This window comes from Arthrobacter zhaoxinii (genome assembly GCF_025244925.1).
GTDB lineage: Bacteria > Actinomycetota > Actinomycetes > Actinomycetales > Micrococcaceae > Arthrobacter_B > Arthrobacter_B zhaoxinii.
In genome coordinates, this window is the sequence record NZ_CP104275.1 from 2,762,156 (window position 1) to 2,782,512 (window position 20,357).

Here is a 20,357-nt window from a genome sequence, read left to right on the forward strand (position 1 = left end):
ATGGAACAGGACAACGAGAGGGATTATCTGGGACGCCAGTACGGACCGGAAAGCTATGAAGCCCCGGACCGTCTGTCGGCACCGGCCGCGGACCCGGGTCCCGGCAGTCCCGCAACAGACCCGGTGGACCCCCGCGGCTCCGCTGCACCGGCGGTGGAGACCGATGACAGCCCGGTCCCCGTCCCTCCCCGCGCACTGCAGGTGGGGACAGTGGTGTGGGGCCTGGTGTTGACCGTCCTGGCCGTACTCGTACTGCTGATCAACACCGTGAACCTTTCGGTGGATCCGATGGTGCTGGCCCTTTGCCTCGCCCTTGGTGCCGGCCTGGCCCTCCTGGTGGGCGGGTTCCTGTCCGGCCTTCAACGGAACCGCTCCCGTTGAGGCGGATTCCCCTCCGCACCCTCCCCCAGCCTGTCCCTCATTTCCCTATTCCGACACCATCAGATAAGGCTTAGTCCATGGAAAAGTTCTTCAGCATTGTGCGCTCCTCCCCGATCAAACGGCGGAAAGGCTGGCTCGGCGGGGTCTGCGCCGGTATTGCCGCTGCCTACGGCTGGGATGTGTCCCTGGTCCGGATCGGCGTCCTCCTCAGTTTCCTGCTGCCTTTTGTAGGGATCGGCACCTATCTGGTGGCCTGGCTGCTGCTGCCGAAAACCGATGGAACCATCCTCCTGCAGTCACTGGTGAGTCCCCGCGCTTAGTCGGTGCCCTCAGGGCTGGCTAGAATCAAGGGCAAGACCCACCCACCGCCAGCAGATCCAGGGGTAATCACATGAAAATCGGTATCCTCACCAGCGGAGGCGACTGCCCCGGGCTGAACGCCGTGATCCGCGGTGCCGTCCTCAAAGGCATCAAGGAATACGAGGACATTGAGTTCGTCGGCTTCCGTGACGGCTGGCGCGGCGTCGTCGACGGCGACATCATGGACCTCCCGCGCTCCAGCGTCCGCGGTATCTCCAAGCAGGGCGGCACGATCCTCGGGACCTCCCGCACCAACCCGTTTGAAGGCCCCAACGGCGGCCCGGAAAAGATCAAGGCAACGCTGGAGCGCCTGGGGATCGACGCAGTCATCGCCATCGGCGGCGAGGGCACCCTTGCCGCTGCACAACGGCTGACGGACGCCGGACTGAAAATCGTAGGCGTCCCCAAAACCGTCGATAACGACCTGGACGCCACGGACTACACCTTCGGTTTCGATACCGCCGTGGAGATTGCCACCGAGGCCTGCGACCGGCTGCGCACCACCGGTGAATCCCACCACCGCTGCATGGTGGCCGAAGTGATGGGCCGGCATGTCGGCTGGATTGCCCTGCATACCGGTATGGCGGCCGGCGCCCACGCCATCCTGATTCCCGAGCACCCGGTCAGCATTGACCAGATCTCCCAGTGGGTCAGCGATGCCCGGGACCGTGGACGTGCACCGCTGGTGGTGGTGGCCGAAGGATTCGTCACCACCGACATGGAGATGCCGCATTCGGAGCGCGGCCTCGACAGTTTCGGCCGTCCGCGGCTGGGTGGGATCGGCGAACTGCTGGCCCCGGAGATCGAGGCACGGACCGGCATCGAAACCCGGGCCACGGTACTGGGCCATATCCAGCGCGGCGGCGTGCCCACGGCCTTCGACAGGGTCCTGGCCACCCGGCTGGGCATGGCGGCAGTGGATTCGGTGGTGGACGGCCTGTGGGGAACCATGGTGGCGCTGCACGGTACGGATATTGTCCACGTCGGCTTCGAAAAGGCCCTGGGCAACCTCAAGACGGTGCCCGAGCAGCGCTACGACGAGGCTGCCATTCTCTTCGGCTAGGCCGGGTCTGGGGTTCCTGCCGCCCCGTTGCCCGCCGCGCGCCCTGCCGCCGTACGGAATCCGTCAGCGATCCTGTGTATTTGCTGAGGATTCCGCCCGCCCGGCAGGGCGTTTACGTGGGCGCACAGTGCGCGGTGTAGTTTGAAAACCATGAATCTGGACTCGGGAACCATCGCGATTATCCAGCTGGCCTGGTCCCGCCACCTGGGCCTGGCAGACAATGCCCTCGCAGAGACAGGGACCGGTGAACGCATTTACAGCGTCGACGAGCAGGCCGAAACCGCCTGCTTCCTACGCCTTTTCGGCACCGAGGTCTTCAGCGGACCGGAATGGGCCGCAGACCGCGCCCGCTCCCAGAGCGCAGCGGAGCTTACCCGCAACTCCGGACTCATCAAGATGTCCATGGAACACGGCGGGAGGGTGCTGGGCGCCGAACAGCTGTTTTTCGCCGACGCTTTTCCCAGCATGGTTCCGCTCGAAGACCTCGCCGTAGCCTACGAACCGGACCTGGCCGCCGCCCTGGAGCGGCTCTGCCCTCCGGACGACGTGGCCGAGGCCTCGCTGGCCGGCAAGGAAGAAGTCTTTGTCCTGGTGGACGATTCCCTCGACATCCCCCGGCCGGTGGCCGGCGCCGGCTACAGCGTGACCGACGGCATCCTGGCGGATATGAGCGTGCTGACGGCGCCTGGCCACAGGCTGCAGGGACTGGGCAGCTACATCAGCGCGGTGGCCCTTGAAGACGCCATGGCCGGCGGCCTCATTCCGCAGTGGCGTGCCCGGCTGGACAACATCGGTGCCGCCAGGACCGCCGTCGGCTCAGGATTCATCCCGGCAGGCAGCCGGACTTCCGTAGCCCTGTCCGCGTAGGGCAGGGCTAGCCGAGCAGGTCCAGCATTTCCTGCCGCTTGAAGAAGCCAGCCGTGTCCCGTCCCGTGGGGGATCCGGCGTCGGGATCCGCGCCCGCCTCGGCAAGGAGACGGAAGATTTCGACGTACCCCTTGAACGCGGCACCGGCCAGCGGGGTCTGGCCGCGGTCATTCTGGGTGTTGACGTCCGCACCGCGCTCCACCAGCAGTGCCGTGAGCTCTGCGTGCCCGTGGTACGAGGCAAGCATCAGCAGGTTGTCCCCCGAACCGTTGGTCAGGTTCACCGGCACGCCTGCGTCGAGATAGTAGCGGATGCCTTCGGTGTCGCCGGCCCGTGCGGCGTCAAAGACCATGCCTGCGAGCTCAATAACGTCGTCGTCGATTTCTGGGCGGGATTCGGGGGTGCTCATGGCGCTCCTGGAGATATCGGTTTTCTTCGGCTGTACATGTGGCAGAGGGAAAGCGGGGTTAGCGCCGCGGCGCCTTCAGGAAGCCCGAGGCACGTCCTACCACTGCCCCTGCATCGGGGGCGACGATGGGTTCCTGCGCGGCCGCGTACAACTCACCGTCGTCGTTCACCACCAGCTGGACGGTCGGATCGACGGAGCGCTTCACCACGGCAAGGCCCACCGGGCCCATTTCGTAGTGCGCACCGACGGAAGTCAGGGTTCCCACCTGACGCTCCCCCAGCAGAACCGGGCTGCCGGCGGCCGGAAGGGTGTGCTGCGAACCGTCCAGCTGCAGGAACACCAGCCGGCGCGGCGGGTGCCCCAGGTTATGGACCCGGGCCACGGTTTCCTGGCCCTTGTAGCAGCCCTTGGCCAGGTGCACTGCGGTGCGGATCAGGTCCAGTTCGTGCGGGATGGTCTTCTCGTCCGTTTCCGCTCCCAGCCGCGGCCGCCAGGCGGCGATGCGCAGGGCTTCGGAGGCCATGGAGCCGGCGAGGGTGCGGCCGGAGGCATCGATGGCGCTTGCGAACCCGGCGCGCGGAATCAGGTATTCGAACCAGGGCCGCTCGTATCCGGGGTGCTCGTCCTCCGGCACGGCGGTATAGGCAAATCCCCCGGTTCCGATGTGCGGCCAGGGATCGGTCCAGCGCAGGTACTGCTTCCACTGCGGCACCTCGGCGGTGGCGCCGGCGACCGCCCACTGGTCAGTGACATCCGCGATGTCGACGCGGAGCATGAACTTCATCCGGTTCAGCCATTCGGTCAGGCCGGGCGCTTCGGCGGCCTCCACGAGCAGCCAGGCCGTGGCGCCGTCGTCAATGATCCGTGCGTCGTAATCGATGCGGCCCTGCACGCTGAGCAGCAGCAGTTCGGAGCTCACTCCGGGCTGCAGATCGGCCACCTGCTGGGAGGACAGGGTGTTCAGCCAGCTGAGCCGGTCGGGTCCGGTAACGGTGACAACGCCGCGGAAGGACAGGTCGACGACGGCGGTTCCGCGGGCGAGGTCGCGTTGTTCACGCAGCGGATCGCCGTAATGCGAGGCCGTACCGGCGTCGAGTCCGCCGGCTTCAACGGCGCCGTGGCGGGAGAGCAGGGGGCTGGAATACGTCATAACAGATGCAACGTCCTAGCGGCGCGGGCCTATTCCTGAGGCCCGCTTCAGGAGGTCTTGTTCAGGATGGCCGACGCATGGGCCTTGAGGGCTTCGCCCTCGGAAGCAACGTCCCAGCGCCAGTAGAGGTCTCCGTTGACCAGCCCGTAGATACGGGTGGCTGCGGAGTACTGCTTGGAGTTCACGCCCCGCATGACCACGTCCGTGGTGAGCTGGATCTGCGGTCCCTTGATCTGGCCGTAGTACAGCTCTGCGATGCCGCCCGGGTGGACGATGGTTGCGGTGATATCGAAGCCGCCCGCATCGTTGCGCAGCTCTTCGACCTCGTCCGCACTGCGGAGCGCGGGCACAATGTCCGCCGGTACCAGGCCGGGGCCGCCGTCGGCGTCATTGAGGGGACGGTCGAGGGCCCAGAAACCGGTTTCCACTGCCAGCGGCCGCAGCCGGGTGCCCTGCTCATCGGTGAGCCAGCTTTCCGCGGTGTACTGCAGGTACGGCAGGCCGTTCTGGGTGAAAGTGACCTTCTGGGCGAAGTGCTCCGAATCGGCTTCCCCCTCGCCCAGGCGTCCGGACCCTTCCCAGGTACCGATGAGCCAGGACAGCGGTACCAGTTCCGGGGTCAGATCGGTGGGGATCTCCATTGGCATGGCGGGACCTGTCCTTCGGTATTACGGGTGGGAAGCCGGTTTTTGCTTCAGGCGGTGTTTACTTCTGGCCGGTGTTTACTTTTGACCCTTGTACAGGCGGGAGACGACCAGTGCAGCGAATCCGGCCATGCCGAGGCCGGTGATGCCCAGCAGGGCAATAAAGAAAATTTCGAGAGCAACCATGGCTACATCCTAACGCGCGGAAGGAACAGTTTCCTTTCCGCCATTCGATCATGACAGGCACCCGCGGGCAAAAACCATGCCCGCCGAGGCCTAGGAAACCAGGAGCCTGCCGAGGAAGTAGACCACGGATCCCACAACGAGGACCGGGGCCAGGCCCAGTGCCAGCCGTCCCGCAGCGTTGGACGCGTCATTCCGGGACAGGGCCAGGCGGCGGAAGGCCATCACGACGGCGGCAATCACCACGCCGCTGAACGCTGCCACGTGCCAGGGAATGCCCGCAACCACCAGTGCCACCAGTGATGCGGCCAGGCCGCCGACGAGCAGGCCCAGCGGTGCAGCCATCCGGTCAGGAAGCGGAATCAGGGACACGGCAACGGCTGCCAGTGCGGCGCTGCCGGCCACTGTAAGGAGTCCCGGATCCCCGTCGGTGCCGACCAACCGGGCGGCGGCCACCCAGCCGGAGCCCAGGGCGGCAACCAGCACGCCGGAGATGATGCCGACGATGGACTCGAGGCGGTGTGCCTGTCCCGTGCCGCGGAGCAGCTGGATCAGGAAGACGGCGCCGACGCCCACCGCGACGGCGGCCGGCAGCCAGGTCAGCATGGCCGCGGCGGGCGCGAAGTACGCTGCCACCACTGCTGCTGCACCCACCAGACCCAGCGCCGCACCCTGCGTCCTGCGGACCGGCACCCCTATCAGGTGCGGCCAGCTGACGCCGGTCAGGAGGGCGGCCACGCCGCTGATCACTGCCACCGCGGGCACGGACACGTAGGAAGCGCTCACGATACCGATAATGGCAAGCGCCGCCGGCACCGCTAAACTCCAAAGTTTCACCCTAGTTATCCTGCCTTATTACGGGCTCCAGAAGAAAAGCGACAGGCCCGGCAGCTCGATGGGTATACTTCGATCACTTCAAGCCAAGCGGATCGGCGAAGAAACGTGCCCAACGATGTGCGCCCAACACTCGGAGGACCTATGTCGCACATTTTGCTCCTGACCAACAGTTCCGGTTCTTCTGTGCACATCCTTCCTGCCCTGGAGCTCCTTAACCACAAGGTCCATGTGGTGCCGGCGGAACCGACGGCCCTGCTGGATACCGATCCCAGCGACGTGATCCTGGTGGATGCCCGCAGGGACCTGGTCGGTGCGCGTTCCCTGACCCAGCTCCTGAAGGCCACAGGCTTGGGTACCCCGCTGATCCTCATCCTGACTGAGGGCGGAATGGCCGCCGTCGCCCCGAACTGGCTCGCCGACGACGTCATCCTGGACTCCGCCGGTCCCGCCGAACTGGAGGCACGGCTGCGGCTGGCCTCGGCGCGGGGCGCCGGCGCCGCCGAGGCACCGTCCACCGAGATCCGCGCCTCCGGCGTCGTCATTGACGAGGCCAGTTACACCGCCCGTGTCAACGGAACGGCCCTGAACCTGACCTACAAGGAGTTTGAGCTCCTTAAATACCTGGCGCAGCATCCCGGCCGGGTCTTCACCCGCGACCAGCTGCTCCACGAGGTGTGGGGCTACGACTACTACGGCGGCACCCGGACCGTGGACGTGCATGTCAGGCGGCTGCGGGCAAAGCTGGGACCGGACCACGAAACCCTGATCGGCACGGTCCGCAACGTCGGCTACCGGTTCACCCGGTCCCGGGCGGAAACAGCGGCAGCCGCCAGCCAGGACGCCTGACGCCTGGCCCTGCACGCGGCGCCGCCCAGCGGAGCCGCACCGGCCGCGCTAGGCTTTCGTCATGAGTGAAGAACCGCAGACAGCCTGGCCCGTGGTCGAGACCCGTGGCACGCCCGAGCCCGCCGCCCTCGCCGACATCCTGCAGCTGGCGTCCGCCGCGCAGGACGCCGACGGCAATCCGCCGCTCTCCGAGCAGACGCTCGTGGACCTGCGGTCCCCCGGCGCCGATCCGGACACGTTGTCCGTCTTCACCACCCATGCCCTGGACGCCGGCCCTGACACCGGCAGCGGACAATATCTGGCCGGGGTTGCCGTCCTGATCTCCGAAACCCCGCAGGACCCGGGCGTACTGGAACTGGTGGTGCACCCGAACTACCGCAGCCAGGGCGTCGGCACTGCCCTTGCCGCCGCCGTGCAGGACTCGGTGCGCAACGCCTCCTCCCCCGGCGAAGGCGACCCCCGGCCCGCTGCCTGGTCGCACGGAAACCACGAGGCCGCCGTCGAGCTCGCTGCCCGCTTCGGCTACCGGCCCGTGCGCGACCTCTGGAAGATGCGCCTGAGCCGGTCCAATGCCTCCCTGCCCGAGGCGGAATTCCCGGCCGGGGTGTCGCTGCGTGCCTTCGAACCCGGCCGCGACGAGCAGGCCTGGCTGGACGCGAACGCCGCCGCGTTTGCGCACCACCCCGAGCAGGGATCCATGAGCCTTGCAGACCTGCAGGCCCGCATGGACGAGGACTGGTTTGATCCGGCAGGCTTCCTCCTCGCCGTGGACGACGACGGGAAGATCCTCGGCTTCCACTGGACCAAGATCCACCCGGGCACCGGCGGACATCCGCCCATCGGGGAGGTCTACGTGGTGGGGGTATCCCCCGAGGCGCAGGGCCGGGGCCTGGGCAAGGCCCTGACCGTGGCCGGCATTGAGCACCTGCACGCCGCGGGCCTGGACGCCGTCATGCTGTACGTCGACGCCGACAACACGCCCGCCGTCGCCCTGTACCGGCGGCTCGGCTTTGTCCGCTGGGACCAGGACGTGATGTACGCACCCGCATAGGGTGAGCAGCTTGTAATGTTGTTTGCAGGGCCAGGCGGTCCGCCCGTACCGCCTGCCCTGATCCGCCGCCAGCACCCCAGGGAGACACTATGAGTTTCGATACCGACGCCGAGCCCCGGTCGACCTTCGGGTCCGCAGAGGCCATGTCGGCACCGCGGGCCACCCAGGACCGCATCGACATCCCGGACTTCGGTCCAGCCCTTGTTCCCAGCGGGGAGATCACCCCGGAACGGTTCCTGGACCGGGAGATCAGCTGGCTGGACTTCAATGCCAGGGTGCTGGAACTGGCCGAGGATCCGGAGCTGTACCTGCTGGAACGGGTGAACTTCCTGTCCATCTTCGCCTCCAACCTGGACGAGTTCTTTATGGTCCGGGTCGCCGGACTCAAGCGGCGCATCGCCACCGGGCTGGCCGTCCCCTCTGCTGCGGGCATGAGCCCGATTGAACAGCTCGAGGAAATCGTGGCTGCCGGCTATCAGCTGCAGCAGCGCCATGCGGACGTCTTCGCCCACCAGATCCGCCCGGCGCTGGCGGAGGAACAGATTTACCTGGTCAGCTGGGACGAGCTGGACGATGCCGCCAAGACGAGCCTGCACAAGCAGTTCGCGGCGAAGGTCTTCCCCATCCTGACCCCTTTGGCCGTGGACCCGGCCCACCCCTTCCCGTACATTTCAGGCCTTTCCCTGAACCTGGCCGTGGTGGTGCGCAACCCGGTGAGCGGCAAGGAGTTCTTTGCCCGCGTCAAGGTTCCCGACCAGCTCCCCCGGCTGATCTCCGTGGACGGTCCCCGCGCCGGAAACGTCGCCGGCCGTACCGCCCGGTTCATCACGCTCGAAGACGTTATTGCCCAGCACCTGGACCAGCTTTTCCCCGGCATGGACGTCATTGAGCACTACACCTTCCGCGTCACCCGCAACGAAGACCTCGAGGTGGAGGAGGACGACGCCGAGAACCTCCTCCAGGCCCTGGAAAAGGAACTGCTGCGCCGCCGTTTCGGACCGCCGGTGCGCCTGGAGGTCACCCCGGAAATGAACCCGAATATCCGGGAGCTGCTCGAACGCGAACTGGGTGTGGAGTCGGACGAGGTCTATGTCCTGCCCGCACCGCTGGACCTGCGCGGGCTTTCCGGCATCAGCCGGATCGACCGGACGGACCTGCACTACCCGAAGCAGGTGCCGCACACCAACCGGCACCTGAAGGAGTCCGAGACCTCCAAGCCGGCGAACGTGTTCGCCGCGATGCGCCGCCGCGACATCCTGCTGCACCACCCGTACGACTCCTTCTCCACGTCCACGCAGGCGTTCCTGGAGCAGGCGGCCGCCGATCCGCGCGTGCAGGCCATCAAGCAGACGCTGTACCGGACCTCGGGCGACTCCCCCATTGTCGACGCGCTGATCGACGCCGCCGAGGCCGGCAAGCAGGTCCTGGCACTGGTGGAAATCAAGGCCAGGTTTGATGAGCAGGCCAACATTTCCTGGGCGCGCAAGCTCGAGCAGGCCGGCGTGCACGTGGTGTACGGCATTGTGGGCCTGAAGACGCACTGCAAGCTGTCCCTGGTGGTCCGGCAGGAAGTGGACGGACTGCGCCGCTACTGCCATATCGGTACGGGCAACTACCACCCGCGCACGGCCCGCTATTACGAGGACCTGGGCCTGCTGACCGCGAACGAGCAGGTGGGCGAGGACCTCACCAAGCTGTTCAACCAGCTCTCGGGCTACGCCCCGAAGTCCACGTTCAAGCGCCTGCTCGTGGCCCCGCGGTCCGTCCGGTCCGGCCTGATCGACCGGATTGAGCGCGAGATCGCGAACAAGAAGGCCGGGCTGAACGCGCGGGTGATCATCAAGGTCAACTCGATGGTGGACGAGGCAATCATCGACTCGCTCTACCGTGCCTCCCAGGCCGGGGTGCAGGTGGACGTGATTGTCCGCGGCATCTGCTCCGTCCGCCCCGGCGTGCCGGGACTGAGCGAGAACATCACGGTCCGCTCCGTGCTTGGCCGGTTCCTGGAGCACTCACGGGTATTCGCCTTCGCCAACGGCGGGGACCCCGTGGTCTTCATCGGCTCGGCGGACATGATGCACCGCAACCTGGACCGCCGGGTCGAAGCCCTGGTCCAGCTTGTGGCCCGCGACGACGTCGCCGACCTCATCGCCCTGATGGACCGGTACATGGACCCGGGCACGGCCAGCTGGCATCTGGATCCGGAAGGCACCTGGACCCGGCACCACAAGGATGAGGAAGGCAACCCGCTCCAGGACGTCCAGTCCTGGCTGCTGGCCTCACGGTCCCGCCAGCGTTCGGCGGCCCGGCGCTAATGGAGGCAATGCAGTCCCCGGCCCCCGCAGCTCAGGAAGACACCCCCATCAAGGTGGTGGCAGCGGGGGCCCTGTGCTGGCGCGTGCGTGAAGGCAGGCTCCAGGTCCTGATGATCCACCGGCCCCGGTACGACGACTGGTCCTGGCCCAAGGGCAAACTGGATGAGGGTGAAACAACCCCCGAATGCGCAGTGCGCGAGGTCCGGGAGGAAGTGGGCCTGCGGATCAGCCTCGGCATCCCGCTGCCGTCCACCGTCTATCCGGTGGGCTCGGGCATGAAGATGGTGCACTACTGGGCATCCCACGTGGATTCGGACAAGGCCCGGCCCGACGGCAAGGAAGTGGACGGAACGCGCTGGTGCAGCCCGGAAGAGGCTGCCGAAGCACTAACCAACCCCACGGACAAGCTGCCGCTCGAGGAACTCGTGGCGGCCTACAACGAGCAGCGGCTGAGGACCTGGCCGCTGATTGTGGTCCGGCATGCCAAGGCCAAGCCGCGTTCCGCGTGGACCCGTGCCGAAGGGGAACGTCCGCTGGTCGCCACGGGACTGCGCCAGGCCATGGCCGTCTCCCGGCTGCTGGTGTCCTGGCGGCCCAAACGGGTGGTCTCCAGCCCCTGGGTACGCTGCGTGCAGACCGTCCGCCCCTATGTAAAGGCCGAGGGCTCCAAGTTCAAGACGGTCGACGCGCTCACGGAGCACAACGCCAGGCGCAAACCCGGAAAGGCCCGCAACGCCGTCGAGGGTCTGTTCGACAAGGCCAAGCCCGTGGCGGTGTGCACGCACCGGCCGGTGCTGCCCCTGGTCTTCGACGTGCTGGCTGCGCACATGCCCGTGGACATGGCCGCCGGACTGCCGGCCAAGGACCCGTATCTGGCCCCGGGCGAGTCCGTCATCTGCCAGGTGAGCAGCGCGGACGAGGGCCGGATCGTGTCCCTGGAAAAATACCGCGCGTTCGACGACTAGCGGCGCCGGGTGCTGTGGCCGCCGTCGCATTCCGGCAGCCCTCGGACTGACCTGTTCTAGACTGGCGGGGTGAGTATTCCTACCCCCTATGAAGACCTGCTGCGCGATGTCATGGCCAACGGAACGCAGAAGTCGGACCGCACCGGCACCGGCACGCGCAGCGTGTTCGGCCGCCAGATGCGCTTTGACCTGAGCGAATCCTTTCCGCTGATCACCACCAAGCGGGTGCACTTCAAGTCCGTTGCCCTTGAGCTGCTCTGGTTCCTGCGCGGCGACTCCAATGTCCGCTGGCTGCAGGAGCGCGGCGTGAGCATCTGGGACGAATGGGCGGACGACGACGGCGAGCTGGGCCCGGTCTACGGCGTGCAGTGGCGTTCCTGGCCCACCCCGGACGGCGGGCACATTGACCAGATCGCGAAGCTGGTGGAAGGAATCAGGAAGAACCCGGATTCCCGCCGCCACATCGTCACGGCCTGGAACCCGGCCGAGGTCGAGAACATGGCCCTGCCGCCCTGCCACGCCCTCTTCCAGTTCTACGTCGCGGACGGGAAGCTGTCCTGCCAGCTGTACCAGCGTTCAGCGGATACCTTCCTCGGCGTTCCGTTCAACATCGCCTCCTACGCGCTTCTGACGCTGATGGTCGCCCAGCAGACCGGGCTGGAGCCCGGCGAATTCGTCTGGAGCGGCGGAGACGTCCACATTTACGACAACCATGTGGACCAGGTCCGCGAACAGCTCAGCCGGGAGCCCTTCCCGTATCCCCAGCTGCGCATCCGCCGCACCCCCGAGAGCATCTTCGACTACACCCTGGAGGACTTCGAGGTCCTCAACTACCGGCACCACCCCGGCATCAAAGCGCCGATTGCCGTCTGAGAGGACCTGCATGAGCTCCCCAGCACCCATCCCCACCCGCTACTACCCCGTGGGCGGCGCAGCCCGGGACGGCGAGGACCTGGAGCAGGTCCTCGCCGGGCACGGCACGGTACCCGACGGAGAGCCGCTGATCGGCCTGGTGTGGGCCCAGACCGTCGACGGCGTCATCGGGCGCGACGGCGGCATGCCGTGGCACCTGCCGGAGGACATGGCGCATTTCAAGGCCACGACGTCGGGACACCCGGTGATCATGGGCCGCCGGACCTGGGAGTCCTTCCCCGCGGCGTACCGTCCGCTGCCCGGCCGGACCAACATCATTGTGTCCTCCAGCTCCGAGCTGCGGGACGAAGCAGCAGGGGCCGGCACCGTCGTCGTCGACTCATTGGAGGATGCCCTGGCGGCTGCCGGCACCAGTCCCGGCAGCGGGGAGATCTGGATCATCGGCGGCGCGCAGCTGTATGAGGCTGCCGTTCCGCTGGCCAACACCGCGGTGGTGACGGTCATCGATCTGGAAACCGAAGGCGACACCTTCGCCCCTCCCCTGGGACCGGACTGGACCTTCACCGGCGTCAGCCCGGCCGCCGATTGGTACACGTCCGCCAACGGCACCCGGTACCGGATTGCCCTCTGGACCCGGAACCGCGAGGCCGCCGGCCGTGACGCAGACAACGCAGACGCAGCCGCACCGCTGGCTTAGAGTGGAAACCATGACTTCTTCCCCCGTTTCCCCTGCAGGCATTCCCACTGCGGGTTTCATCGGCTGGCGCGGCATGGTCGGCTCCGTCCTGATGCAGCGCATGCAGGACGAAGGCGACTTTGACCTGATCAACCCGGTGTTCTTCTCGACCTCCAACGCCGGCGGCGACGCGCCGGCCTTCGCAACAGGTGCCGGGCCGCTGCAGGATGCGTACGACGTCGACGCGCTGGCCAAGCTGCCGATCATCGTCACCGCCCAGGGCGGGGAGTACACGGCGGAAATCTTCCCGAAGCTGCGCGCAGCGGGCTGGGACGGCATCTGGATCGACGCCGCTTCCACGCTGCGGATGGAAGACGACGCCATCATCGTGCTGGACCCGGTGAACCGCGAGGTCATCGACGCCGGACTGGCCCGCGGCGTGAAGAATTTCGTGGGCGGCAACTGCACGGTGTCCTGCATGCTGATGGGCCTGGGCGGACTGTTCCGCAACGGCCTGGTCGAGTGGGGTACGTCCATGACCTACCAGGCGGCCTCCGGCGGCGGCGCCCGGCATATGCGCGAACTGCTCAACCAGTTCGGAGCGCTCAACGCTGCGGTGGCGCCCAACCTCGCCGATCCGGCCTCGGCCATCCTGGAGATTGACCGTGCGGTCCTGGCCCAGCAGAAAAACCCGTCCATGGACTCCTCCCAGTTCGGCGTGCCGCTGGCGGGATCCGTCATCCCGTGGATCGATGCGGATCTGGGGAACGGCATGTCCAAGGAAGAGTGGAAGGGCGGGGCGGAGACCAACAAGATCCTGGGCCGCGGGGCCGACGGACGGATTCCGTTCGACGGGCTGTGCGTGCGGATCGGTGCCATGCGCTCCCACTCGCAGGCCCTGACCCTGAAGCTGACCGAGGACCTCTCCGTGGCCGAGATCGAAAAGATCATCGACGCGGACAACGAGTGGTCCAAGGTGGTGCCCAACACCAAGGAAGCCACCATGGCCGAGCTGACTCCGGTGGCGGTGACGGGCACGCTGGACATCCCCGTGGGCCGCATCCGCAAGCTGGAAATGGGGCCGGAGTACATCAGCGCGTTCACCATCGGAGACCAGCTGCTCTGGGGCGCTGCCGAGCCGCTGCGCCGGATGCTGCGCATCGCCACCGGCAACCTCTGATTTTCCCTTCCCCACCGGGTCCGCCTCCTTCGGGAAGCGGGCCCGGTCCGGGTTAAGGGGCGATGGCGGAACCGGCGGCGATGTGACGGGCGGTAGCGCCGAGGACCGGTTGGTGGCTTAACCAACAGCGCCTCAAATTGTCAGTGCCGGGTGGCATGGTGTCCGCATGGAGCAGCAAAGCGTGGATGCCATCCTCAACACTTTCTTCACCTTCAGCTGTGTCGGGAAGCAGACCCCCACCCGGGCCCGCTATCTCCGCGTGGCCCTGCAGCTTCGCCGGTATCTGGAAGCCGAGGGGTCCGGCATCCTCGGTGCGGAGGACCGGGCGCTGCTGGCGCTTGAGCGGAGCCTTGAGCCGGAGGCGGCCTTTGCCCGGCTGTTCGGCGCCCACGAGCTCGTCTATGCCCTCAGCGGCTTCCTCGAACCGGAGTGGCTCCTGCCGGACCTGCAGGACCGGCGGACCCAGGTGGCCCTGACACCGCGGCTCATCCAGTGGCTGTGCAACAGCTGCCTGCTGGACGCACGCCGGGACAGTCCTGCCATCCGGAGGGCACGGGCAGCCGCCGCGCAGGCGCGGAAGCGACCGGCACGGGAGTAATCCTGCAGCTTGTGCTGCGGCGCATCCCTGCCGGCCCGGCAGCGGGCCTCATTAGAGCGCGCAGTTCACCAGCAGCGGCTCGGGGTGGAGCCGGATGCCGAAAGCCTTCTCCACGCCGGACGCGACCGCCCGGGCGACCACCAGCAGGTCTTCGGCAGTGGCCTCCCCGCGGTTCGTCACAGCCAGGGTGTGCTTGGTGGACAGTGAAGCCCGCCCGCCGGTCCCGTCTTCCGGTGCCAGTCCGAAGCCCTTGCGGAAACCGGCGTGGCTGATGAGCCAGGCCGCGCTGAGCTTCACCCTGCCGGGCTCCGCCACGGGGTAGCGGGGAGCGTCGGCGGGCAGTTGTGCCGCCGCTGCTTCGTCCACGATGGGGTTCGTGAAGAAGGAACCGGTGCTGTAGGTGTCCGGGTCCGAAGCATCCAGGACCATACCCTTGCCTGCCCTCAGCTGCAGGACCTCGCGGCGCACGTCCACGGCGTCGGCGCGTTCGCCGATATCCACGCCCAGTGCCCGTGCCAGCTCGGCGTAGCGGACGGGGGCGCTGGTGGATCCCTTGGTGAGGGCAAACTCCACGGTCAGAACCACGTAGCGGGGCGAGCCGTTGACCGTGCTGCGTTTGAGCACCGAGTCCCGGTACCCGAATCCCAGATCGGCATTGGCGAATTCCACCACCGTGCGCTCGGTGCGGTCCCAGGCGCGCACCGAAGTGATGGACTGCGAGACGTCGGCGCCGTAGGCACCCACGTTCTGCACCGGCGTCGCGCCGGCCAGTCCGGGAATGCCGGACAGCGCCTCCAGGCCGGAGTAGCCCTGCGACAGCGTGTACGCGACCAGTTCGTCCCACGGGTGCCCCGCCTCGGCACGCAGGACGGCCGTGCCGTCGCCGGCCTCCCGGAGGTCCAGGCCGCGGCTGGCGATGTGGATGACGGCGCCGTCGAATCCTTCGTCGGAAATCAGCAGGTTGGAGCCGCCGCCGATGATCAGCAGGGGCTCCCCCGCTTCATCCGCGGCGCGGACGGAGATGATCAGTTCGTCTTCGGTTTCCGCCTCGAGGTAGCGGCGGGCGGGGCCGCCGACGCGTGCCGTGGTCAGGGAGGCCAGCGGCATCCGGGTCAATGCTGTCACCAGATCCGCACCACTGCCTGGGCCTTGACCAGTACCTTCTGGCCGTTGAACGTCACCGTGAGGTCAACGCGTGCCGTCGAGTTGTCCGCGTCGATGGCTCCGATAACTCCCACCACCTCCACGACCGCCCCGGGGGCGCCGTCGATGTCCTCCACCAGGACGGGCCGGGTGAAGCGCGTCTGGTAATCGATCACCGCTCCCGGGTCTCCGATCCAGTCGGTCACCAGCTGGACGGCGGTGCCCATGGTGAACATGCCGTGTGCAATGACGCCGGGCAGTTCCACCCCGCGCGCGAAGCGCTCGTTCCAGTGGATGGGGTTGAAGTCGCCGGAGGCACCGGCGTAGCGGATCAGGTCCGCGCGGGAGATTTCCAGCGCGGTGGAACCGATCTCGCTGCCCTTGGACAGTTCACTCAGTGCAATGGACATAGCGGTTACTGCCCCTCTCCGCGGACGAGGATGGATGAAAGGGTGGTGGCTACCTGCTCGCCCTCGGTCGTGGAGATCTCCGCGCGGGTGGTGATCAGGGCGCCGTCGCCCATCGCCCGGACGGCGTCCACGTGCAGCTCGGCCACCAGTTCGTCTCCGGCCACGATAGGCCGGTGGTGGGTGAAGCGCTGGTCGGCGTGGACCACCCGGGAGAAGTCAATGCCGGCCTCGGGATCGGCGACCAGCAGTGCATCGGCACGCTGGGCAACAATGATGGCGAACGTGGGCGGGGCGACAAGGTCGGCGTAGCCCAGCTCCTGCGCACGGGCGACGTCGAAGTGGGCCGGGTGCGTGGCTTTGACGGCCGTGGCGAATTCGCGGATCTTTTCGCGGCCCACGGAGTATGCCGCCCCTGCCGGGTAGGTGCGGCCCAGGAGTTCGGGGTTGATGCTCATTTGTTGCCTTCCATGCCCTTGATACGGCGCCGGGTGTCCTTGGCGCGGACCACCATGCCGGTCAGGTGTGTGCTCAGGCCCACCACAATCAGGGGAAGGGCAATGTACATCAGGACTTGGTTGTCCAGGACCGCTCCCAGGAGTACTAGCAGCACCCCGGCGCCGCTGATGGCCAGGGCGCTCAGGACAAGTTTCCGGTACAGGGGCGAACCGGTTTCCCAGGGGGTATTTAGCATGTCTTCAGAATACAGGGGCGGCCGGGGCGGCTTAGAACAGCGCGGCCTGCAGCGCCGGGACCGCGGTACGGAAGGGGCCGTACTCCAGCCGTCGGCCCTTCAGCCGGGACAGATCCGCGGCGAACAGGGTCTCCTCGCCGTCCACCCGGACCAGCGCCGTGGCGCCCAGGACCGCCGATATGACCATGCCGTGCTCCCCGGCTCCGGGATCGCATGGATACAGTTCACACGGCGTTTCCAGGACGGTGGCGAATTGGGCCGGCGCCTCCCAGACTTCGTCGGCCGTCCGGAACCCGGTAACCCCCGTGTCCGCCAGCATGGTCCGCACCGACTCGGCAGCTTCGGCGTTGCGTGCATCCAGTTCCCCGGCGGCCAGCGGGCGGGTCAGCGCTGCCGTTTTGGTTCCAGCCCGGACTGCCTGCTGCAGACCCACTACGGCGGTGACTGCGTCTTCCAGCACCCGCACCACCATGCCGTCGCCGGCCCGGGCAACGTACCGGGCGCAGACCGCCCCCTGCTCGATCAGGCGGAGCTGTTTGCGTCCGTCCGCGGCAGTGCCGACCTTGGTGGACCCGTCGGCGAACGTGGCCACGTACAGCCAGTGCGGCTGCTCCAGGTAGCGGCGCAGCGCCTCGGGGATGTTGTCCACACGGTGGCTGTTGTGGATGCCGCGCACCTCGTCGCGGATGAAGCAGCTGCTGCACTGATAACCGCGCTCGGCAGGAGCCTGTCCGGGACAGGGCGTGTGGGACTGGACGCCGTCGTTCACCTGCCAGGAGCCAAGGCAGAACTTCCCGTTCCCGTTGGTGTCCGTCAGGACACGGAACCGGAGTTCGGTGCCCGGGGAAAGCCGCTGCCTGGAGGGCGTCCCGTCGGGCAGGTGCAGTGCCAGATTCGGTCCGGAGGAGTCCCAGGACGTCCCCGAGCACAGGAACCTGCCGGCATCGGCGGACGCTGCGGTGCTCCCGGCTGCGGGCAAGGTGGACCTCCCGGAAAACGCCAAAAGGGTGGGATAACGTTTTTCACGTTACCCCACCCTTCGGCGGTGTTTTGGGAGGCGTCAGGCGTGCTGGCCCGCGTGTTCCCCTTCTGCGATTTCCTCAACGAGCTTGTCGTTGAAGGCCGGCAGATCGTCCGGGTTGCGGCTGGTGACGAAGCCCTGGTCCACCACCACTTCCTCGTCGGTCCAGTTTGCGCCGGCGTTCCGCAGGTCCGTTGCCAGCGTGTGGTAGGACGTCAGATCGCGTCCCTTGACGACGCCGGCCTCGATCAGCAGCCACGGGCCGTGGCAGATGGAAGCGACGGGCTTGTGCGCCTCGAAGAAGGCACGGGCAAACTGCTGGGCGTTCTTGTCCACGCGGAGGAAGTCGGCGTTGACGACGCCGCCGGGCAGGACCAGCGCGTCGAAGTCGCTCGCGTCTGCGTCGGCCACGTCCAGGTCGACAGTGAAGGTTTCACCCTTGTCCATGCCGTCAAACCCCTGGACGGTGCCCTTCTTCGGGGACACGAGGACCGGCTGTCCGCCGGCGCTCTTCACCGCTTCCCAAGGGCTGGTCAGCTCAATCTGCTCCACGCCGTCGGTGAGGAGGAAAGCTACCTTCTTGCCGGAAATGTCGTGCTCTGCCATGGGAACTCCGTTCGTTTCAGCTGCGGCGGAAACATTCAGCCGCAGCGGTGCTTCTACGGTGGTGGTGCCTGGATCCGGAAACCTTCCGGTTCCCGCTATGGCCACCCTATGGAAAACCGGCATTGGTAAGCAACCTTATGGAGCTTCCGGCGAGCGGGACCGGGCGGGCCTGGGGCGGGCCTGGGCAACGAAAAAACCCCCGGAATCCTAGGATTCCGGGGGTTTGTCCGTAGCGGTGGGGAGGCTCGATCTCCCGACCTCACGATTATGAGTCGTGCGCTCTAACCAACTGAGCTACACCGCCATAAATGAGTGAAGCCCGCCCTACCTAGGCCTCTGCAAAACAAACAGCCTTAGCAACGCGGGCCCTCCCATTGAGAGCCCCGACCGGGAATCGATCCCGGGACCTCCATCTTACCAAGATGGCGCTCTACCACTGAGCTATCGGGGCAACGACATAAAACTCTACCAGCACTTTTCGGGAACATGAAATCGAAACGTGCCATATCCGGGAAAGGTGACCAGCGACACTTTTCCGACCCTCCGACACACGGTCCGCGACGGTCCCAAAGTAAGCCCGGACACCATTTTGTCAGTATGCTTATGCTACGAGAAAGCGAGGGCACGTGAGCATAGTGCCGAACCACGTTTCAGACGGCCTCTTCCTGGGTGGAAGATACCGGCTCCTGAATCAGATCGGGGCAGGTGCCATGGGCACCGTCCACCGGGCCAAAGATGAATTCCTCGGCCGCGACGTAGCGGTGAAGATCATCCGCCCGTCGGCCACCAGCGACGTGGACCTTCGGCGCAGCGACGCCGAGGCCAAGATCCTGGCGCGCCTGAACCACCACAGCCTGGTCACCCTGCTGGATGCCGGGTCCGACTCCTCCGACCCGGACTCGCCGCTGATTTATCTTGTGATGGAACTTGTCCAGGGCCTGGACCTGCGCGAGCGGCTGAAAGAGGGCACGCTGCCCCGCCGGCAGGCCGCCCTACTGGGGTATGACCTCGCCATCGGCCTGGAGTACATCCACGACAACGGCGTGGTGCACCGGGACGTAAAGCCCGCGAATATCATGCTGTTCGACTACCGCAGCGCCGATGCCCGCATCCGGGCCAAACTCACCGACTTCGGTGTTGCCCTCGTGGCCAATGATCCGCAGTCACAGCACGGCACGTTCTCCGGCACCGCGGCGTTCATGAGCCCCGAGCAGGCCCGTGGAGAACAGGCCGGCCCGTGGAGCGATGTCTATTCCCTGGGCCTGGTGCTGCTGCAGTGCCTCACCGGGAAACCCGCCTTCCCCGGTCCCGCCCTGGAAAGCGCCCTCGCACGCCTCCTGAGGGACCCTGAGATCCCGTTGGAGCTTGGTTCTGACTGGCAACCCCTGCTGCGGGCCATGACCGCACAGGACGCCGCAGAGCGCCCCAGCGCCCATGACGTGTCCCAGGTCCTCTATGACATGATCGTCGCCGCACGCGGCCGGCACCGGGTGAATCCGGAAATCCTGCCCGCCGATGAAGCGCAGCGCATGGATGCGGTGCGCCGCTACGAGCTGCTGGACACTCCCCCGGACGGTGCCTTCGACCGGGTCACTGCGCTGGCATCCCGGCTCTTCGACGTCCCGGTGGCCATCGTCAGCGTGGTGGACACGGACCGGATCTGGTTCAAGTCCCACCACGGCACCGAAGCGGTCGAGATCGGCCGGGACCCGGGCCTGTGCGCCTCTGCCATCCTGCAGGACGGCGTCTATGTGGTCGACGATGCCCGGCGGGATTCGAGGACGCTGGCCAACCCGCTGGTGGCCGGGGACTTCGGCCTGCAGTTCTACGCAGGCGTTCCGCTGCAGACCAGTGACGGGTTCAACCTGGGCACGTTCTGCATCCTGGATACGAAGCCTCGGACTTTCTCCCCCGAGGACGAGGCAACCCTCTCGGACCTGGCCGCGATTGTCATGAACGACCTGGAAATGCGCCTCGAGAGCCGCCGTGCCGGCGCGGCCGGGCAGTAGCCGGACGAGTCAACCGGACAAACAACCACCCGGACAAACAAAATAAGAAGGGCGCCTCCCGCTTCGGGAGGCGCCCTTC

The 20,357-nt window shown here is 66.9% G+C and carries 23 protein-coding genes and 2 tRNA genes; 13 read left to right on the top strand and 12 right to left on the bottom strand.

Annotated features, from left to right (window positions below; genetic code table 11):
• The 4 genes from N2K95_RS12845 (at window position 1) to N2K95_RS12860 (ending at window position 2,671) form a co-directional block, all read left to right on the top strand.
• Window positions 1-381 carry a hypothetical protein gene (locus tag N2K95_RS12845; RefSeq protein ID WP_260651845.1) on the top strand — a complete coding sequence of 127 codons (381 nt, stop codon included), beginning with the start codon at window positions 1-3 and terminating at the stop codon, window positions 379-381.
• A gap of 77 nt (window positions 382-458) precedes the next feature.
• Window positions 459-701: a PspC domain-containing protein gene (locus N2K95_RS12850; protein ID WP_260651846.1), complete on the top strand. Its 243-nt coding sequence runs from the start codon at window positions 459-461 to the stop codon at window positions 699-701.
• 71 nt (window positions 702-772) lie between these two features.
• Window positions 773-1,804, top strand: a complete 1,032-nt coding sequence (locus N2K95_RS12855) for a 6-phosphofructokinase (RefSeq protein WP_260651847.1) — start codon at window positions 773-775, stop codon at window positions 1,802-1,804.
• Window positions 1,805-1,954: 150 nt separating this feature from the next.
• A complete protein-coding gene (locus tag N2K95_RS12860; protein WP_260651848.1) occupies window positions 1,955-2,671 on the top strand; it encodes a GNAT family N-acetyltransferase in 717 nt (238 codons plus the stop codon).
• A gap of 7 nt (window positions 2,672-2,678) precedes the next feature.
• On the opposite strand, the gene N2K95_RS12865 is transcribed toward N2K95_RS12860, so the two are convergent.
• The 4 genes from N2K95_RS12865 to N2K95_RS12880 all read right to left on the bottom strand — a co-directional run bounded on the left by N2K95_RS12865 (window position 2,679) and on the right by N2K95_RS12880 (window position 5,843).
• Window positions 2,679-3,080: an ankyrin repeat domain-containing protein gene (locus N2K95_RS12865; RefSeq protein ID WP_260651849.1), complete on the bottom strand. Its 402-nt coding sequence runs from the start codon at window positions 3,078-3,080 to the stop codon at window positions 2,679-2,681.
• Window positions 3,081-3,138: 58 nt separating this feature from the next.
• On the bottom strand, window positions 3,139-4,230 hold the full coding sequence (ygfZ, locus tag N2K95_RS12870) for a CAF17-like 4Fe-4S cluster assembly/insertion protein YgfZ (protein ID WP_260651850.1): 1,092 nt from the start codon (window positions 4,228-4,230) through the stop codon (window positions 3,139-3,141).
• A gap of 47 nt (window positions 4,231-4,277) precedes the next feature.
• A complete protein-coding gene (locus N2K95_RS12875) occupies window positions 4,278-4,877 on the bottom strand; it encodes a nitrobindin family protein (protein ID WP_255790563.1) in 600 nt (199 codons plus the stop codon).
• 273 nt (window positions 4,878-5,150) lie between these two features.
• The gene (locus N2K95_RS12880) at window positions 5,151-5,843 is read right to left on the bottom strand and encodes a hypothetical protein (protein ID WP_260651851.1); all 693 of its coding nucleotides are present in this window, start codon (window positions 5,841-5,843) and stop codon (window positions 5,151-5,153) included.
• Window positions 5,844-6,035: 192 nt separating this feature from the next.
• On the opposite strand from N2K95_RS12880, the gene N2K95_RS12885 reads away from it, so the two are divergent.
• From N2K95_RS12885 to N2K95_RS12920, 8 genes are all read left to right on the top strand, one after another.
• Window positions 6,036-6,740, top strand: coding sequence for a winged helix-turn-helix transcriptional regulator (locus N2K95_RS12885; RefSeq protein ID WP_260651852.1), 705 nt, complete (start codon window positions 6,036-6,038; stop codon window positions 6,738-6,740).
• Between the two features lie 61 nt (window positions 6,741-6,801).
• Complete coding sequence (gene mshD, locus N2K95_RS12890; RefSeq protein ID WP_260651853.1) at window positions 6,802-7,791, top strand: mycothiol synthase; 990 nt, start codon at window positions 6,802-6,804, stop codon at window positions 7,789-7,791.
• Window positions 7,792-7,880: 89 nt separating this feature from the next.
• Window positions 7,881-10,106 (top strand): RNA degradosome polyphosphate kinase, encoded by a 2,226-nt coding sequence (locus tag N2K95_RS12895; RefSeq protein ID WP_260651854.1) that lies wholly within the window; start codon window positions 7,881-7,883, stop codon window positions 10,104-10,106.
• A gap of 8 nt (window positions 10,107-10,114) precedes the next feature.
• Window positions 10,115-11,071: an NUDIX hydrolase gene (locus N2K95_RS12900; protein WP_407079903.1), complete on the top strand. Its 957-nt coding sequence runs from the start codon at window positions 10,115-10,117 to the stop codon at window positions 11,069-11,071.
• Between the two features lie 69 nt (window positions 11,072-11,140).
• Complete coding sequence (locus N2K95_RS12905) at window positions 11,141-11,944, top strand: thymidylate synthase (protein ID WP_255790580.1); 804 nt, start codon at window positions 11,141-11,143, stop codon at window positions 11,942-11,944.
• 10 nt (window positions 11,945-11,954) lie between these two features.
• Complete coding sequence (locus tag N2K95_RS12910; RefSeq protein WP_260651855.1) at window positions 11,955-12,641, top strand: dihydrofolate reductase; 687 nt, start codon at window positions 11,955-11,957, stop codon at window positions 12,639-12,641.
• A gap of 73 nt (window positions 12,642-12,714) precedes the next feature.
• Entirely contained in the window at window positions 12,715-13,800 is a 1,086-nt protein-coding gene (gene asd, locus N2K95_RS12915) for an aspartate-semialdehyde dehydrogenase (protein ID WP_260653806.1), read from the top strand.
• A 166-nt stretch (window positions 13,801-13,966) separates the two neighbouring features.
• Entirely contained in the window at window positions 13,967-14,398 is a 432-nt protein-coding gene (locus N2K95_RS12920) for a hypothetical protein (protein ID WP_260651856.1), read from the top strand.
• A gap of 51 nt (window positions 14,399-14,449) precedes the next feature.
• Here the strand turns inward: N2K95_RS12920 and N2K95_RS12925 are convergent, their stop codons facing one another.
• The 8 genes from N2K95_RS12925 to N2K95_RS12960 all read right to left on the bottom strand — a co-directional run bounded on the left by N2K95_RS12925 (window position 14,450) and on the right by N2K95_RS12960 (window position 18,720).
• Complete coding sequence (locus N2K95_RS12925) at window positions 14,450-15,514, bottom strand: UDP-N-acetylmuramate dehydrogenase (RefSeq protein ID WP_260653807.1); 1,065 nt, start codon at window positions 15,512-15,514, stop codon at window positions 14,450-14,452.
• 5 nt (window positions 15,515-15,519) lie between these two features.
• The gene (locus N2K95_RS12930) at window positions 15,520-15,951 is read right to left on the bottom strand and encodes a MaoC family dehydratase (RefSeq protein ID WP_255790585.1); all 432 of its coding nucleotides are present in this window, start codon (window positions 15,949-15,951) and stop codon (window positions 15,520-15,522) included.
• A gap of 5 nt (window positions 15,952-15,956) precedes the next feature.
• Window positions 15,957-16,406 carry a MaoC family dehydratase N-terminal domain-containing protein gene (locus N2K95_RS12935; RefSeq protein ID WP_260651857.1) on the bottom strand — a complete coding sequence of 150 codons (450 nt, stop codon included), beginning with the start codon at window positions 16,404-16,406 and terminating at the stop codon, window positions 15,957-15,959.
• Window positions 16,403-16,642 carry a hypothetical protein gene (locus N2K95_RS12940; RefSeq protein ID WP_260651858.1) on the bottom strand — a complete coding sequence of 80 codons (240 nt, stop codon included), beginning with the start codon at window positions 16,640-16,642 and terminating at the stop codon, window positions 16,403-16,405. The genes N2K95_RS12935 and N2K95_RS12940 overlap by 4 nt, the downstream gene beginning before the upstream one ends.
• 31 nt (window positions 16,643-16,673) lie before the next feature.
• Entirely contained in the window at window positions 16,674-17,621 is a 948-nt protein-coding gene (locus tag N2K95_RS12945) for a DUF2797 domain-containing protein (RefSeq protein ID WP_313771088.1), read from the bottom strand.
• An 81-nt stretch (window positions 17,622-17,702) separates the two neighbouring features.
• Window positions 17,703-18,269: a type 1 glutamine amidotransferase domain-containing protein gene (locus N2K95_RS12950; protein WP_260651860.1), complete on the bottom strand. Its 567-nt coding sequence runs from the start codon at window positions 18,267-18,269 to the stop codon at window positions 17,703-17,705.
• A gap of 230 nt (window positions 18,270-18,499) precedes the next feature.
• Window positions 18,500-18,573 (bottom strand) — tRNA-Met (locus N2K95_RS12955).
• Window positions 18,574-18,648: 75 nt separating this feature from the next.
• Window positions 18,649-18,720, bottom strand: a tRNA-Thr gene (locus N2K95_RS12960).
• Between the two features lie 175 nt (window positions 18,721-18,895).
• Here N2K95_RS12960 and N2K95_RS12965 point away from each other — a divergent pair.
• Window positions 18,896-20,278, top strand: a complete 1,383-nt coding sequence (locus tag N2K95_RS12965; RefSeq protein ID WP_260651861.1) for a protein kinase domain-containing protein — start codon at window positions 18,896-18,898, stop codon at window positions 20,276-20,278.
• Window positions 20,279-20,357: the final 79 nt, after the last annotated feature.